Source organism: Phytohabitans rumicis, from assembly GCF_011764445.1.
Lineage (GTDB): Bacteria > Actinomycetota > Actinomycetes > Mycobacteriales > Micromonosporaceae > Phytohabitans > Phytohabitans rumicis.
On sequence record NZ_BLPG01000001.1, the window covers coordinates 4,010,483 to 4,025,727 of the forward strand.

Genomic DNA, 15,245 nt, shown 5'->3' on the forward strand with positions numbered 1-15,245 from the left:
CGCCTCCTCCTTGCGGGCGATCGGAGTCGCCGGGTCGAACCCGGCGACGCTCACGCCGTACTCCTGAGCAAGCCGGACCCCCGCAACGTGGCGTCGCCGGCGGGGCCGTCTGCCACGGCCTCCGCGCGATCGTCGGCGAAGCCGGCGAGCTGCAGCGACATCTCCTTGAGCGTGCAGAGCCGCCCGCCGCGCGTGGGCAGCGGTCGCTGCCCGTCCTGCAGCTGCTCCACCACGTGTACGGCGGTGTCCGGGTCGACCTTGTCGAAGAACTCGTAGTTGACCGTCATGACCGGGCCGTAGTCGCACGCGGCCAGGCACTCGGCGTGCTCGAACGTGATCGTGCCGTCGGCCGTCGTCTCGTCGTGCCCGACGCCCAGGTGCTCGCTCAGCCGGTCGTAGACCTCCTGGCCGCCGAGCACGTTGCACATCGTGTTGGTGCACACGCTGACCAGCCAGTCGCCGGTCGGCCGGCGCTTGTACATGGTGTAGAACGTGGCCACGGCGCCGACCTGGGCCTTGGTGATGCCCAGCAGCTCCGCGCAAAACTCGACGCCGGCCGGGGAGACGTGCCCCTCCTCGGTCTGCACCAGGTGCAGCAGCGGCAGCAGCGCCGACCGGGACCGGTCGGCCGGGTAACGCGCGATGATCTCCCGCGCCTGCTCGCGCGTCGCGTCACTGAATCCCACTAGCGGTCACACCCACCCATCACGGGGTCGAGAGAAGCGCCCCCGGCGATCACGTCGGCGATCAGGCCGCCCTCGGCCATGGCCGGGATCGCCTGGAGGTTGATGAAGCTCGGCTCCCGGTAGTGCACCCGGTACGGCCGGGTGCCACCGTCGGAAACCGCGTGCACACCGAGCTCGCCGCGCGGCGACTCGATGCCCACGTAGACCTGGCCCGGCGGGACCCGGAAGCCCTCGGTGACCAGCTTGAAGTGGTGGATCAGCGACTCCATCGACTGACCCATGATCTTGGCGACGTGCTCCAGCGAGTTGCCCATGCCGTCGACGCCGATGGCCAACTGGGCCGGCCAGGCGATCTTCTTGTCGGCCACCATGATCGGGCCGGGCTTGAGCCGGTCGAGGGCCTGCTCGATGAGCTTCATCGACTCGCGCATCTCGGCCATCCGGACCAGGTAGCGGCCCCACACGTCGCCGGTCGGCGTGGTCGGCACGTCGAACTCGTACGTCTCGTAGCCGCAGTACGGCATCGTCTTGCGCAGGTCCCAGGGCAGGCCGGCCGAGCGCAGCACCGGGCCGGTGATGCCCAGCGCCAGGCAGCCGGTCACGTCGAGGACCGCCACGTCCTTGGTCCGCTGGTGCCAGATCGGCTGGCCGGAGAGCAGGTCCTCGTACTCCTTGAGCTTCTTCGGGAACATTTCCAGAAACTCGCGGATCTTCACGATCGCCTCGTCCGGCACGTCCTGCGCGACGCCGCCCGGCCGGACGTACGCCATATTCATGCGCAGACCGGAGACCATCTCGAAGATCTCCAGGATGTACTCCCGCTCGCGGAAGCCGTAGAGCATCATCGAGATCGCGCCGAGTTCCAGGGCGGTGGTGCCGAGCCAGACCAGGTGCGAGGCGATCCGGTTGAGCTCCATCATGAGCACCCGGATGGTGGTCGCCCGCTCGGTGACCTGATCTTCGATGCCGAGGAGCTTTTCGACCGCGAGGGCGTACCCCGTCTCGTTGAAGATCGGCGCGAGGTAGTCCATCCGGGTCACGAACGTCGAACCCTGCACCCAGTTGCGGAACTCGAGGTTCTTCTCGATGCCGGTGTGCAGGTAGCCGACGACGACCCGCGCCTCCCGGACGGTCTCGCCCTCAAGCTCCAGGACCAGCCGGAGCACGCCGTGCGTCGACGGGTGCTGGGGACCCATGTTGACGACGATGTGCTCGTCCTGGATCGGGTCGGTCCCGCCGACGACGGTGTCCCAGTCGCCGCCGGTGACGTTGAAGACCTTGCCCTCGGTGGTCTCGCGCTCGGTCGCGTACGTCATTGGTAGCTCCTCCGCTTGTCCGGCGGTGGTATCTCGGCGCCCTTGTACTCCACTGGCACCCCGCCGAGCGGGTAGTCCTTGCGCTGCGGGAAGCCCTCCCAGTCGTCCGGCATGAGGATCCGGGTCAGGTTGGGGTGGCCCTCGAAGACGACGCCGAAGAAGTCGTACGTCTCCCGCTCCTGCCAGTCGGCGGTCGGGTAGACGCTGGTGACGCTCGGCACGCGCGGGTTGTCGGTGCTCACCGCGACCTCCAAGCGCACCCGGCGCCGGTACGTCATCGAGGTGAGCTGGTAGATCACGTGCAACCGCCGGTCGTCGGTCCCGAGGTAGTCCGCGCCGGACACCGACGAGCACAGCTCGAAGCGCAGCGCCTCGTCGTCGCGCATCACCTGGCAGACCTCGGCGATCCGCTCCGGCTTGATGTGCAGGGTCAGCTCGTCCCGGTGAACGACCACCTTCTCGATCGCGTCGTGCAGGCCCGGGAAGGCTTCGGCCAGCGCGTCGTACACGTCGTCGAAGTAGCTCCCGTACGGCCGCGGCGCGCCCACCGGCTGGTCCCGGTGGCGTATCAGGCCACCGAAGCCGGACGTGTCACCGGAGCCGTGGATGCCGAACATGCCCTGGTCGATCTCGCTCACCAGCGACCTCCGCCCTGCAAGTGCCTCTCCTCTTGCATCCACTTCTCGATGCGGAGCTGCTCCTCGCGGCCCTCGAGCACCGCCTGCGTCCACTCGGCGCGCTTGGCCTTGTCCGAGCGGTACGACGACGGCATCGACCCGGGCGCGACCGCCGGCACGTCGCCGCGGGCGATCCGAGCCTCCAGCATCTTGCGGCCGTTGGCGCCGAGCGGCTCGTACATGATCTTCTCGCGCAGCTTGAGGATCGCGTCGATCAGCATCTCGGGCCGCGGCGGGCAGCCGGGCAGGTACATGTCGACCGGTACGACGTGGTCGACGCCCTGCACGATCGCGTAGTTGTTGAACATCCCGCCGCTGCTCGCGCACACGCCCATCGACAGCACCCAGCGGGGCTCCGCCATCTGGTCGTAGATCTGCCGGAGCACCGGGGCCATCTTCTGGCTCACCCGGCCCGCCACGATCATCAGGTCGGCCTGGCGGGGCGAGGCCCGGAAGACCTCCATGCCCCAGCGGCCCAGGTCGTAGTGCGGAGCGCCGGCGGCCATCATCTCGATCGCGCAGCACGCCAACCCGAAGGTGGCGCCCCACGTCGACGTCTTACGAGTCCAGTTGACCAGCTTCTCGACGCTGGTCAGCAGGATGCCGCTCGGCAGCTTCTCTTCGATTCCCATGACGCCTCAGACCTCAGTCCCAGTCCAGCCCGCCACGCCGCCAAACGTAGGCGTACGCGATGAAGACCGTCCCAATGAACAGCAGCATCTCCACGAACCCGAAGAGGCCGAGCGCGTCGAACGACACGGCCCACGGGTACAGGAAGATGATTTCGATGTCGAAGACGATGAAGAGCATCGCCGTCAGGTAGAACTTGATCGGGATCTTTCCGCCGCCGATCGGCTCGGGCGACGGCTCGATGCCGCACTCGTACGCGGCGAGCTTGGCCTTGTTGAAGCGGCGCGGGCCGAGGATCGGCGCGATCGCGACCGACATGACCGCGAACGCGGCGGCCAGCCCGAAGAGCCCGATGATCGGTATGTAAGGCGAGAGCGACATCGTCTTGCCTGCCCGTCCTTCCCTGACCTGCTCCAAAGTCAATTCACACTATTCACACGCTGGTGACGTCAGACGGCGGGGGCCACCCTGGTCATCGCGTTGATGATGCGGTCCATCGCGTCGCCGCCCCGCGGATCGGTCAGGTTGGCCAGCAGCTTGAGCACGAACCGCATCAGCGTCGGGTGCGGCATGCCGTGCTTCGTGGCGATCCGCATGACCTGCGGGTTGCCGATCAGCTTCACGAAGATGTTGCCGAGCCGGTAGTACCCGCCGTACCGGGCCTTGAGCTCGGCCGGGTAGGCGGCGAGCGCCCGCTCCCGGGCCGGGCCGACGGGTCGGGACAGCGCCTGCACCGCCACCTCGGCGGCCAGCTCGCCGGACTCCATCGCGTACGCGATCCCTTCGCCGTTGAAGGGGTTGACCATGCCGCCGGAGTCGCCGACGAGCAGCACGCCCCGGGTGTAGTGCGGCACCCGGTTGAAGCCCATCGGCAGCGCCGCGCCCAGGATCGGGCCGTCGGCGTTGGCCTCGTCGGCCATGCCCCACTCCGGCGGGGTGCTGCCGAGCCAGTCGACCAGCAGCCGCCGGTAGTTGGTCTTGCCGAACGCGGCCGACGAGTTGAGCACGCCCAGCCCGACGTTGACCCGGCCATCGCCCATGCCGAAGATCCAGCCGTACCCGGGAAGGAGCTTTTCGCCCGCCTCCCGGCTGCGCAGCTCCAGCCAGGACTCCAGGTAGTCGTCGTCGTGGCGCAGCGGCGAGTGGTAGTACCGCCGGACCGCGACCCCGATCGGCCGGTCTTCGCGCTTGGCGAGGCCCATGGCGAGCGGGAACCGGCCGGAGACGCCGTCGGCGGCGATGGTGAGCGGCGCGCGGAACGTCAGCTCCTCGCCGCCTTCCCCTTCCGCGACCACGCCGACGGTCCGCCCGGCCTCGTCGAGCAGCGGGCCGGTCACGTTGGTCTTGGTGTGCAGCACCGCGCCGGCCTTGACCGCCTGCTTGACCAGCATGTCGTCGAAGTCCAGCCGGGTGCGCACGAGCCCGTAGTCGGGGAAGCTGGCCAGATCCGGCCAGTCCAGCTCCAGCCGTACGCCCCCGCCGATCACGCGCAGGCCCTTGTTGCGCAGCCAACCGTTTTCCGGGCTGGTATCGATGCCTAGCTTGATGATCTGCTTGACCGCGCGGGGGGTGAGGCCGTCGCCGCAGACCTTCTCCCGGGGGAACTCGGTCTTCTCCAGCAACAGCACCCGCAGACCGTGCTGCGCCAGGTGATACGCCGTGGTGGAACCACCCGGACCGGCGCCCACGACGATGACGTCGGCTTCGTCGGTCACGGTTCCACCTCCGCTCGGGGCCGCTAGTGAAATGCTTCACAAGCGTTTCCGGTTGGAGTCTAGAACCGCGGAAGACCCCGCTGCGGGTTAGGCAACCCTAAGCCCGGCAGCCCACCCCCGCTTTCCGTCGATCAAGGGCAAACGGCCGTGCTTTGATCTCTAAACCACGGCCGTTTGCCCTTGATCGAGACGAAAGTCCTTGATCGACGGGTCCGGCTAGCCGCACTCGACCTCGGGCTCGGACAGGTACGTGCTGTCGATACGCACCCCGGCTCGATCAAGCGTCGCCGTCAGGTCCGCGACGAGCTTCTGCGCCGCCTCCGGATCCTCCGCGGCGAGCCGCTGAATCTGCGCGATCATGCTTGAGATCTCTTCGGTCTCAACCAACATGTGGCGCAGCTTACACCCGTTATGCCCGAATTGTCGGCACCCTCGCCGGACCGTCCCCGTTGATCATGAAGTTGTCCGCAGCAGGGAGCGCTCTCCGCGCCGCTAGCTTCATGATCACCGGCGGGTGGCGCGGTGGAGGGCGACGATGCCGCCGGTCAGGTTGCGCCAACCCACAGCCGTCCAGCCCGTCGCGGCGATGCGGGTGGCCAGGTCGGGTTGGTTGGGCCAGGCGCGGATGGACTCGGCCAGGTAGACGTACGCGTCCGGGTTGCTCGACACCCGCCGGGCCACCGCCGGCAGCGAGCGCATCAGGTACGACAGGTACGCGCCCCGGAAGGCCGCGTTCGTCGGGTGGCTGAACTCACACACCACCAGGCGCCCGCCCGGCCGGGTCACCCGGGCCAGTTCGCGCAGCGCGGCATCGAGGTCGACCACGTTGCGCAGCGCGAACGAGATCGTCACCGCGTCGAACGTCTCGTCGGCGAACGGCAGCCGCAGCGCGTCGCCGGCCAGCAGCGGCACGAACGGCCGTACCCGGCGCCCGGCCTGCAGCATGCCGATCGAGATGTCCAGCCCGACGGCGTACGCCCCGGAGGCGGCCAGCTCCTGCGTTGAGACGCCGGTGCCGGCCCCACGTCCAGCACCCGCTGCCCCGGCGCGAGCGCCAGCGCCTCCCGCGTCGCCCGCCGCCAGCCACGGTCCCGGCCGAAGGAGAGGACCGTGTTGGTGAGGTCGTACCGCTGGGCCACGCCGTCGAACATGGCGGCGATCTCGTGCGGCTGCTTGTCCAGGTCTGCGCGGGTCACCGCCCCATCATCGGGTACCCGGATATGCCGCGGGCGGGGTGGTAGTCCACCCCGCCCGCGGCGGTCTTGCTCTATATAGACGACCGTCAGGCGGTCGGAACTTCGTCGTCGCCCGCTACCAGGACGACCTTGCGCCGGCGCGCCATCAGGAACAGCACGCCGCCACCGGCCAGCGCGGCCAGGCCGACGCCACCGATGAGGCCGGCCTGCACGCCGGTCAGGGGCAGCTCGCCGTCGCCACCACCGCCGCCACCGTCGGCAGCGCCGACGAAGACCGCGAACTCGGCGTCGTTGTCACCCGGGTCGACGTCGGCCGGGGGCTCCTCGTCGACCGGAGCGATCTCGAAGCTGCCGAACGACTGCGACGCCTTCGCGTCGAGCGCGGCGACCTCGGGCGGGGTGACGGCGCTGCCGCCGGTGACCTTGAGCAGGCCGCCGGTGAGCGTCACCGGGCCGGACGCGTCCTCGGACACCGTGACCGGGAGGCCGTCGCCGGCGTCGATCACGTAGCCGGGCTCGAGCACGGACTCGGGGTCCTCGCAGGTGAGGACCCGCCGGTCGGCGCTGGTCACGCACCCGTCGTAGTCCTCGGCGAAGGTCGCCTTCTCCGGCAGGGTGAGGCTCAGCGTGAGGCCCTTGACCGCCTGGTCGCCCTGGTTCGCGATCTCCCAGTAGAGCGACCCGGTCCCACCCGGCTTGATCGGGTTGCCGTCCAGGTCACGGACGTCGTACGCGATGCTCGCCAGGTCGAAGCCGCTGTCCACCACCTCGACGGGGATGGTGGCCGAGTTGTTGGTCTCGTCCGGGTCCGTCGCGGTCGACTTCACCGAGACCTTGAACGACCCGGCGGAGCCCTTGTCCACGCCGTCCTTGAGGATGATCGGGAGGCCGAAGGGAAGCGTCTCGCCCGACGCGCCGTCGCCGATCTCCAGGACGATCTCGTCCTCCGTGGCCTCGGCCACCTTCACGTTCTCGCCCTCGATGTCCTCCGCGAGGAGGTCGATCTTGTTGGGGTCCAGCCCGGAGATGTCGAACGTGATGGTGGTGTCCGTCGCCACGCCCGGTCCCGCGTTCTTGATGTCAAAGCGGAAGATCTTGAGCTCCGCACCCACAGCGATCTTGCTCGACAGCGGCTTGACCAGCACGTCTGCCTCGTCTGCGGCGAGCGCCGGTGCGGCGAACGCGCCAGCGGCGAACAGGCCCGCGGCACCGGCACCGGCGTAGGCCAGCGCACGGTTACGGAAGTTCATCAAGATGCCCCCGTGAGTGATGGGTTAAGAGAAACCAAAGGTGCGACGCGGGGACGCTAGCGTTTCGACGTCCCCACGCGCTACCCCACCGGACACGGGGTTGGAAAGATCAGGCTCGCCGTCTGGCAACCGTCGGCCGTTCGGCTGACCATTGACGCACGTCAGCGTGCCGGTACGACTACCGACTGTCAACCAGCGGGAGACTGGCGCGGGCACCGCCACCGGGCAGCGCGATCGACGAGAAGTGCGACACGACGCGGTCGTCGACCGGATCGTCGGCGGGGGTGTGGTGCACCGCCAGGTGCCGGTACAGCGTGTCGCGCTGGGCCGGGATGCGGCCGGCCGACCGGATCATCCAGATCAGCTCGTGCAGGTTGGACCGGTGCCGGGCGCCGGCCGAGGAGATGACGTTCTCCTCCAGCATGATCGAGCCGAGGTCGTCCACGCCCATGTGCAGCGAGAGCTGGCCGGCCTCCTTGCCCGTGGTGAGCCAGGACGCCTGTAGGTGCGCCACGTTGTGGAAGAAGAGCCGGGCCACCGCGATCAGCCGCAGGTACTCCAGCGTGGTGGCCTGCGTACGGCCCTTGAGGTGGTTGTTTTCCGGCTGGTACGTCCACGGGATGAACGCCCGGAACCCGCCGGTGCGGTCCTGTACGTCGCGGATCATCCGCAGGTGCTCGATGCGCTCGGCGTTGGTCTCGCCGGTGCCCATCATCATCGTCGCGGTCGACTCCACGCCGAGCCGGTGCGCCTGCTCCATGACCTCCAGCCAGCGGGCGCCGGACTCCTTGAGCGGCGCGATCGCCGTACGCGGGCGGTCCGGCAGCATCTCCGCGCCCGCGCCCGCGATGGAGTCCAGTCCGGCGGCCTTGATCCGGACGATCGCCTCCTCGATGGACACCCCGGAGACCTTCGCCATGTGCAGGATCTCGCTCGGGCCGATCGAGTGGATCGCGAGCTGCGGGTACGCCGCCTTGACCGTGGCGAAGAGCTCCTCGTAGTACTCCACGCCGTACTCGGGATGGTGTCCGCCCTGGAGCATCACCTGCGTCGCGCCGAGCTCGACCGCCTCGGCGCACCGCCGCAGGATCTCCTCCATGGGGTGCGACCAGCCCTCGGCGTGCTTGGGCGCCCGGTAGAACGCGCAGAACTTGCAGGCCGTCACGCACACGTTGGTGTAGTTGATGTTGCGGTCGATCAGGTACGTGACGATGCCGTCCGGATAGCGCCGGCGGCGTACCGCGTCGGCGGCCTCGCCCAACGCGTGGAACGGCGCCTCGGTGTAGAGCAGCAGCGCCTCCTCGGGCGAGATCCGCCCGCCGTCGGCGCCGCGCTGCAGGATGCTGTCGATCTCCGAGCTGCGTGCGGTCACGAATCCGAGCCTACGCGAGCAGGGCGGACGTAACCCCGCACGGTCATCTTCTGTGAAGGTCGCCGCAACGTGGCCGCCCTATTGTCCCGGCGGCGGGCACCGCCCGCACGGCCTTGCCTAAATCCACTTAAGTATCGGCAAATGGCTCATAGTCTGACGGCGACCGCCATCGGAAGCGAGGCGACCTCTTGACCGCCACCCTCAGCCCACAGGTGGAGGCACCGTCGAGGCCGGCACGATCCCGTTACCGCGCCGTCGACCTGCTCCGCCGGCACCGGGCCTTCGCCGTACTTCTCCTGCTCGGCGTCGCTCTCCGCCTGCTCTTCATGATCGCGTACCGGCCGGCCTTCTGGTACAACGGCGACAGCGGCGTGTACGTGCAGATGGCCGAGCGCGAACTGGTCCCGAGCCCGCTGCGGGCGCAGGGCTACCCGGTGCTCCTGAAGGTCTTCGCCCCGACCGGAACCTTCACCTCGGTGGCGCTCTTCCAGCACCTGCTCGGCCTCACGCTCGCCGTGCTCGTGTACGTCTTCCTCCGGCGCCGTCACGTCAAGACCTGGGTGGCGTGCGTCGCCGTCGTACCGCTGCTCTTCGACTCGCTGGTGCTCACCGTCGAGCACTACCTGCTGCCCGACACCCTCTTCACGTTCCTGCTGGCCGTGAGCGTCCTGCTGGTGCTCTGGCACCGCAAGCCGGGCTGGCGGGCGACGACCGCATCCGGGCTCCTGCTCGCCGGCGCGTGGTGCACGAAGCCGACCGCGTTCCCGGTGGTCCTGCTCATCGGCCTGTTCCTGCTGGTACGGCGGGCCGGCTGGCGACCGGTGATCGCCTTCGCGGTGGCGTTCGCGGTGCCGTACCTCGCCGTCATGTCCTGGGTGGGCGACCGGCAGAGCGTGTACGGCTCGCAGGCCGGCATCGCCCTGTACGGCCGGGCCGCGATGATCGTCGACTGCGACCGCGTCACGCTCACGGCGCAGGAACGCACGCTGTGCCCCACGCGCCGCTTCGACCGCGCCGACGCGTACTTCTGGACCATGCCGACGAAGCAGCGCTTCCAGGGGTACACGCCGGCGGGCGAGAAGCTGTTTCGGGACTTCTCCGTCGCGGTGATCCGCCAGCAGCCGCTGGACTACCTCCGTACCGTGGGCAAGGAGTCGGTGGCCCACTTCGTGCCCGGCTTCCGCCTCGGCCCCAACAACGACTGCCTGCGCCTGCGTTGGGCGCCGCCGGAGCAGTGGCGGGACAGCACGCCGGTGCCGTACCGCTGCCCACCGGCCCGCGCCCGGGCCGACTTCGCGCCGCCGTCGGCCAGCCTCGTCAACGCGCCGACCGCGACGCCGCTGACCCGCGCGCTGCACGCCTACGGGACGTACGTGCGGCTGATCCCGATCACGCTGTCCGCCTGCCTGCTGCTCACGCTCGCCGCGCTGGCACTCGTCCGGCGCGGACGCGCCGAACTGCTCCTGCTGCTCCTGTCCGGCGTGGGCCTGACGATCCTCACCGTCGCCCTGGGCATGTATGAGGCCCGCTACGCCATGCCCGCTCTCCCACTGGCCGCCGCCGGGGCCGCGCTAGCCTGGCACGGGCTACGGGAGAGGGAGAGCCACCATGGAGCAGCGCCGTCTGGGTAACTCGGGCCTCGTGGTCTCGGTCGTCGGTCTGGGCTGCAACAACTTCGGTCGCAAGCTGGACCAGCAGGGCACCACCGCGGTGGTCGAGGCGGCGCTGGACGCGGGCATCACCCTCTTCGACACCGCCGACATCTACGGCACCCCGCACGGCCTGTCCGAAGAGTTCCTCGGCAAAGCCCTGCGCGGCCGGCGCGACGACGTGATCCTCGCCACCAAGTTCGGCATGGACATGGAGGGCGCCAACGGGGAGGACTTCGGGGCGCGCGGGGCGCGGCGCTACATCGCCCGCGCGGTCGAGGCGTCGCTGCGCCGGCTGGGCACCGACCACATCGACCTCTACCAGATGCACGAGCCCGACCCGGGCACCCCGATCGAGGAGACGCTGGCCGCCCTCGACGACCTCGTGCACGCCGGCAAGGTGCGCTACCTGGGCAACTCCAACTTCGCCGGGTGGCAGATCGCCGACGCCGACTGGGTGGCGCGCACCCAAGGGCTCACCCGTTTCATCAGCGCGCAGAACCGCTACAGCCTGCTGCACCGGCACGTGGAGAAGGCGACCGTGCCGGCCTGCGAGCGCTTCGGGCTGGGCCTGCTGCCGTTCTTCCCGCTGGAGAGCGGCCTGCTCACCGGCAAGTACAAGCGCGGCGAGGCGCCCGCCGCGGGCACCCGGATGTCCCAGGATCGCTACGCGCACTGGATCGCGAACGCGCCGTGGGACGCCATCGAGGCCATCGAGAAGTACGCCGCCGCGCGCGGCCTCACCCCGCTCGACGTGGCGATCGGCGGGCTCGCCGCGCGGCCGGCCGTCGCCTCGGTGATCGCCGGCGCCACCACGCCCGAGCAGGTGCGCGCGAACGTCGCCGCCGGCTCCTGGCGTCCGTCCACTGCGGACCTCGCTGAGCTAGGGCCTGTTTTATGAGGGTCGGTCGAGCCGAGGCGAGGCCCAGGCGGCGGTCCGGCGGCACCGGTCGTCGTCTGGGTCCGCCGCAGGCCGGCCAGCCCTCATAAAACAGGCCCTAAGCGTCGTAATCAACGACTAGGCGGCCGGTCGTGGGGCTTGACTGGCAGGTCAGTACGTAGCCGGCGGCCACCTCGTCGGGCTCCAGCGCGTAGTTGCGCGCCATCGTCACCGCACCCTCGACGACCTTCCCTCGGCAGGTCGAGCAGACGCCGCCCTTGCACGCGTACGGCAGCTCCGACCGCACCTTCAGCGCCGCGTCAAGCACCCGCTCGTCCGCGTCCATCGTGAAGCTGGACGCCCGCCCGTCCAGCAGGATGGTCACTTCGGTCCCGGCCGCCGCCGGGGTCGGCCGCCGCGGCGGCACCGGCGTCTCCTCCACATGAAAAAGCTCAGTGTGTACGCCATGGTCCGCCACGCCTCGCGAAGAGAGCACGGCGCGGGCGTCCGTGACCATGCCATACGGTCCACAGAGGAACCACTCGTCCACGCGATCCGCCGGCACCAGCCGGTCGAGCAGCTCCGCCAGCCGTTCGGCGTCGATCCGGCCGGAGAGCAGCCGGGCCTCCTGCGGCTCGCGGGACAGCACGTGGACGATGTGCAGCCGGTCGGCGTACCGGTCCTTCAGGTCGGCCAGTTCCTCGGCGAACATGACGCTGCGGGCGTACCGGTTGCCGTACAGGATCGTGAATCGGCTGGCCCGCTCGACGGCGAGGCCGGTCGCGACCAGCGAGAGCACCGGGGTTATGCCCGACCCCGCGACCACCGCGCCGTAGTGGCGGACCCGGTCCGGCGCGAACGCCGTGGTGAAGTGGCCCAGCGGCGGCATCACCTCGATGGTGTCGCCGGGGCGCAGCGAGTGCGCGGCGAAGCCGGAGAACGCGCCGCCCGGGATCTCCTTGACCCCGACCCGCAGCCGGCCGTGCGCGGCCAGGTCCGCCGGCGTGGAGCAGATCGAGTACGACCGGCGCACGTCACCCTGCTCGTCCGCGCGGCGCACGGTCAGGTGCTGCCCGGCGTCGAACTCGAACCCCTCCCGCAACTCCGGCGGGACCGCGAACGTGATGGCGACCGAGTCGTCAGTCAGCCGGTCGACGGCTTCGACGGCGAGCGGGTGGAAGACCGGCCGCCGCCGGACCGGGCGGGTGATGGTGACTGTCATATGCTCTTCATTCGGTCGAACGGCTCAGTACAGGCCCGGCATCGCCACAGCGACTTGCACGCCGTGGAGCCGAATCGGCTGAGCTGCTCGGTGTCCGGCGACCCGCACCGGGGGCAGCGCACGGTCAGCGCCAGCGCGACCGGGCCGCTCGGGTGCGGCGGGGCGATGCCGGCGGCGGCCAGCTTCGCCCGCCCCGACTCGCTGATCCAGTCCGTCGTCCACGGTGGACCAAAGACGGTGACCACCTCGGCGTCGGGGTGGCCGGCGGCGCCCAGGGCGGCGTGGATGTCTTCCCGGATCACATCCATCGCCGGGCAGCCCGTGTACGTCGGCGTGATGGTGACGGTCACGTGGCCCTTGTGGTCCACCTGGACGTCCCGCAGGATGCCCAGCTCCTCGATGGTGACGACCCTGAGCTCCGGATCCACCACCGAGGCGACTGCCTGGGTCGGGTCACCATCTCGCCCCCGGGTGCGCCCGGTGCACGACCTGCATCTCGGCCAGCAGATAGGACAGGTGCTCGGTGTGCACGCCCGTACGCCCACCGGCCGGCGCCCAGCCGTCGGCGGGACGCTCCACTGTGGCCTCGGCCAGCACCGGCTCCACGGTGGCGAGCCAGTCGGCCCGGCTCACCTCGCCGGCGGTCAGCTCGTGCGTGTACGGCCACAGCTCGTCGACCGCGTCCTGCATGCGCCGGTGCGACTCCTCGGTGCCGTCGCCCAGCCGGATGGTCCACTGTGCACTGTGGTCGAGGTGGTACGCGGACTCCTTACGCGCCTTGCCGGCGATCGCGGCGAGCCGCTCGTCGGGGTGCCCGACCAGCGCCGTATACCGGCGCAGCTGGTACGCCGACAGGAAGAGCAGCTTGGCCATCGTGACCGCGAAGTCGCCGTTGGGCAGTTCGACCAGCAGGCAGTTGCGAAACTCGCGGTCGTCGCGCAGGTAGGCGAGCGCGTCCTCGTCGCGGCCCAGCCCTTCGACCTCCCCGGCGTACGACAGCAGCAGCCGCGCCGCGCCGAGCTGGTCGAGCGCGATGTTGGCCAGCGCGACGTCCTCCTCCATCTCGGGGGAGCTGGCATGCCACTCGGCCAGGCGCTGCGCCGCGATCAGCGCGTCGTCGCCGAGCTGGAGTAGGTAGTCCACGTTCACAGGTGTTGCACCCCATCGGGCACGTCGTAGAACGTCGGGTGCCGGTAGACCTTGTCGGCGGCCGGGTCGAAGAACGCGTCCTTCTCGTCCGGGCTGGACGCGGTGATCTCCGCGGCCGGCACCACCCAGATCGACACGCCCTCCTGGCGGCGGGTGTAGAGGTCGCGGGCGTTGCGCAGCGCCATCGTCGCGTCCGGCGCGTGCAGGCTGCCGACGTGCCCGTGCGAGAGCCCGCGGCGCGGCCGCACGAACACCTCCCACAACGGCCACTCATTACTGCTGCTACTGCTCATGGCTTTGCCTTTTTGGCGTAGGCGGCGGCGGCTTCGCGTACCCAGGCTCCGTCCGCGTGTGCGCGGCGGCGATGGGCCATGCGCTGCCGGTTGCCGGGCCCATCACCCTTGATCACCCGCATCAGCTCTTCGTAGTCGGGCTGGGTGTAGTCGTGCGCGCCGCGCTCCTCGTTCCACCGCAGGTCCGGGTCGGGCAGCGCGAGGCCGAGCACGCCGGCCTGCTGCACGCACATGTCCACGAAGCGCTGCCGCAGGTCGTCGTTGGAGAAGCGCTTGATCTTCCACGCCATGGACTGCTCGGAGTGGGTCGAGTCGGTGTCCGGCGGGCCGAACATGGCCAGCGACGGAAACCACCAACGGTCGATCGCGTCCTGCGCCATCGCCCGCTGCCCCTGCGTGCCGTGGGCCAGCGTGTGCAGGATCTCGAAGCCCTGCCGCTGGTGGAACGACTCCTCCTTGCAGATGCGGATCATGGCTCGCGCGTACGGCCCGTACGAGCAGCGGCACAGCGGGACCTGGTTGACGATCGCGGCGCCGTCGACGAGCCAGCCGATGGCGCCCACGTCGGCCCAGGTGAGGGTGGGGTAGTTGAAGATCGAGCTGTACTTCTGGCGGCCCTCCAGCAGGAGGTTGACCAGTTCGTCGCGGCTCACGCCGAGGGTCTCGGCCGCCGCGTACAGGTAGAGCCCGTGGCCGGCCTCGTCCTGGACCTTGGCGAGCAGGATCGCCTTGCGCTTGAGCGAGGGCGCCCGGCTGATCCAGTTGCCCTCCGGTTGCATGCCGATGATCTCGGAGTGGGCGTGCTGGGCAATCTGCCTGATCAGCGTCTTGCGGTATGAATCCGGCATCCAGTCACGCGGCTCCACCTTCTGGTCCGCGTCGATCACCGCATCGAAGTACGCCTGCGATTGCTCTGCGCCACCCAGCTCTGCCTGCTCCCGCCCGCCCACCTGACGGTCGGCGGCGGCGCGCAGTGCAACCTCAGCCGCCTCAACCTCGCCGAGGAGGCCCGGGATGTCGTTTCCGTACACCTCCCAAGTGTTACAGCTCGCCGGCCCAGATGCCAGACGGTGTAACAGATATGTACCTTTAGTGAGGATCGAACTACGCTTAGTGTTGAGTCGTCTCCACAAAGGAGAATGACGACCATCACAATCAATCCGGAATACCGGATCTGTTGCTACATAACGGTTTATTTCATCCTGACTTT

General features: G+C 69.5%; 15 protein-coding genes and 2 pseudogenes. 2 read left to right on the plus strand and 15 right to left on the minus strand.

Annotated elements, in window-relative coordinates:
• From nuoE to mqnC, 10 genes and pseudogenes are all read right to left on the minus strand, one after another.
• Positions 1 to 686 (minus strand): annotated as a pseudogene (gene nuoE / locus Prum_RS17710) (NADH-quinone oxidoreductase subunit NuoE); the annotation flags it as partial.
• Positions 686 to 2,002, minus strand: a complete 1,317-nt coding sequence (locus tag Prum_RS17715) for an NADH-quinone oxidoreductase subunit D (protein WP_173077552.1) — start codon at positions 2,000 to 2,002, stop codon at positions 686 to 688. The gene Prum_RS17715 and the pseudogene nuoE, both read right to left, overlap by 1 nt.
• Positions 1,999 to 2,733 carry an NADH-quinone oxidoreductase subunit C gene (locus Prum_RS49595; RefSeq protein ID WP_371871240.1) on the minus strand — a complete coding sequence of 245 codons (735 nt, stop codon included), beginning with the start codon at positions 2,731 to 2,733 and terminating at the stop codon, positions 1,999 to 2,001. The genes Prum_RS17715 and Prum_RS49595 overlap by 4 nt, the downstream gene beginning before the upstream one ends.
• Positions 2,637 to 3,311, minus strand: coding sequence for a NuoB/complex I 20 kDa subunit family protein (locus Prum_RS49600; RefSeq protein WP_218577274.1), 675 nt, complete (start codon positions 3,309 to 3,311; stop codon positions 2,637 to 2,639). The genes Prum_RS49595 and Prum_RS49600 overlap by 97 nt, the downstream gene beginning before the upstream one ends.
• 13 nt (positions 3,312 to 3,324) lie before the next feature.
• Positions 3,325 to 3,690, minus strand: a complete 366-nt coding sequence (locus tag Prum_RS17725; RefSeq protein WP_173077553.1) for an NADH-quinone oxidoreductase subunit A — start codon at positions 3,688 to 3,690, stop codon at positions 3,325 to 3,327.
• Positions 3,691 to 3,758: 68 nt separating this feature from the next.
• Positions 3,759 to 5,024, minus strand: a complete 1,266-nt coding sequence (locus Prum_RS17730) for a geranylgeranyl reductase family protein (protein WP_173077554.1) — start codon at positions 5,022 to 5,024, stop codon at positions 3,759 to 3,761.
• A gap of 216 nt (positions 5,025 to 5,240) precedes the next feature.
• Entirely contained in the window at positions 5,241 to 5,414 is a 174-nt protein-coding gene (locus Prum_RS17735; protein ID WP_173077555.1) for a hypothetical protein, read from the minus strand.
• Positions 5,415 to 5,528: 114 nt separating this feature from the next.
• Positions 5,529 to 6,175 (minus strand): annotated as a pseudogene (locus Prum_RS17740) (demethylmenaquinone methyltransferase).
• Between the two features lie 131 nt (positions 6,176 to 6,306).
• A complete protein-coding gene (locus tag Prum_RS17745) occupies positions 6,307 to 7,470 on the minus strand; it encodes an LPXTG cell wall anchor domain-containing protein (protein ID WP_173077556.1) in 1,164 nt (387 codons plus the stop codon).
• A gap of 178 nt (positions 7,471 to 7,648) precedes the next feature.
• Positions 7,649 to 8,842, minus strand: coding sequence for a cyclic dehypoxanthinyl futalosine synthase (gene mqnC, locus Prum_RS17750; protein WP_173077557.1), 1,194 nt, complete (start codon positions 8,840 to 8,842; stop codon positions 7,649 to 7,651).
• A 188-nt stretch (positions 8,843 to 9,030) separates the two neighbouring features.
• On the opposite strand from mqnC, the gene Prum_RS17755 reads away from it, so the two are divergent.
• Both Prum_RS17755 and Prum_RS17760 read left to right on the plus strand, forming a co-directional pair.
• Complete coding sequence (locus tag Prum_RS17755; protein WP_173077558.1) at positions 9,031 to 10,473, plus strand: phospholipid carrier-dependent glycosyltransferase; 1,443 nt, start codon at positions 9,031 to 9,033, stop codon at positions 10,471 to 10,473.
• Positions 10,451 to 11,392, plus strand: coding sequence for an aldo/keto reductase (locus Prum_RS17760; protein ID WP_173077559.1), 942 nt, complete (start codon positions 10,451 to 10,453; stop codon positions 11,390 to 11,392). The genes Prum_RS17755 and Prum_RS17760 overlap by 23 nt, the downstream gene beginning before the upstream one ends.
• 97 nt (positions 11,393 to 11,489) lie before the next feature.
• On the opposite strand, the gene paaE is transcribed toward Prum_RS17760, so the two are convergent.
• From paaE to paaA, 5 genes are read right to left on the minus strand one after another with little or no spacing between them, the layout of a single operon-like run.
• Positions 11,490 to 12,593 carry a 1,2-phenylacetyl-CoA epoxidase subunit PaaE gene (paaE, locus tag Prum_RS17765; RefSeq protein WP_173077560.1) on the minus strand — a complete coding sequence of 368 codons (1,104 nt, stop codon included), beginning with the start codon at positions 12,591 to 12,593 and terminating at the stop codon, positions 11,490 to 11,492.
• Positions 12,590 to 13,024, minus strand: a complete 435-nt coding sequence (gene paaD, locus Prum_RS17770; RefSeq protein WP_246277954.1) for a 1,2-phenylacetyl-CoA epoxidase subunit PaaD — start codon at positions 13,022 to 13,024, stop codon at positions 12,590 to 12,592. The genes paaE and paaD overlap by 4 nt, the downstream gene beginning before the upstream one ends.
• 22 nt (positions 13,025 to 13,046) lie before the next feature.
• Positions 13,047 to 13,742, minus strand: a complete 696-nt coding sequence (gene paaC, locus Prum_RS17775) for a 1,2-phenylacetyl-CoA epoxidase subunit PaaC (RefSeq protein WP_173077561.1) — start codon at positions 13,740 to 13,742, stop codon at positions 13,047 to 13,049.
• Positions 13,739 to 14,035: a 1,2-phenylacetyl-CoA epoxidase subunit PaaB gene (gene paaB, locus Prum_RS17780; RefSeq protein ID WP_173077562.1), complete on the minus strand. Its 297-nt coding sequence runs from the start codon at positions 14,033 to 14,035 to the stop codon at positions 13,739 to 13,741. The genes paaC and paaB overlap by 4 nt, the downstream gene beginning before the upstream one ends.
• Positions 14,032 to 15,066: a 1,2-phenylacetyl-CoA epoxidase subunit PaaA gene (gene paaA / locus Prum_RS17785; RefSeq protein WP_371871241.1), complete on the minus strand. Its 1,035-nt coding sequence runs from the start codon at positions 15,064 to 15,066 to the stop codon at positions 14,032 to 14,034. Before paaA ends, paaB begins: the two co-directional genes overlap by 4 nt.
• Positions 15,067 to 15,245 lie beyond the last annotated feature (179 nt).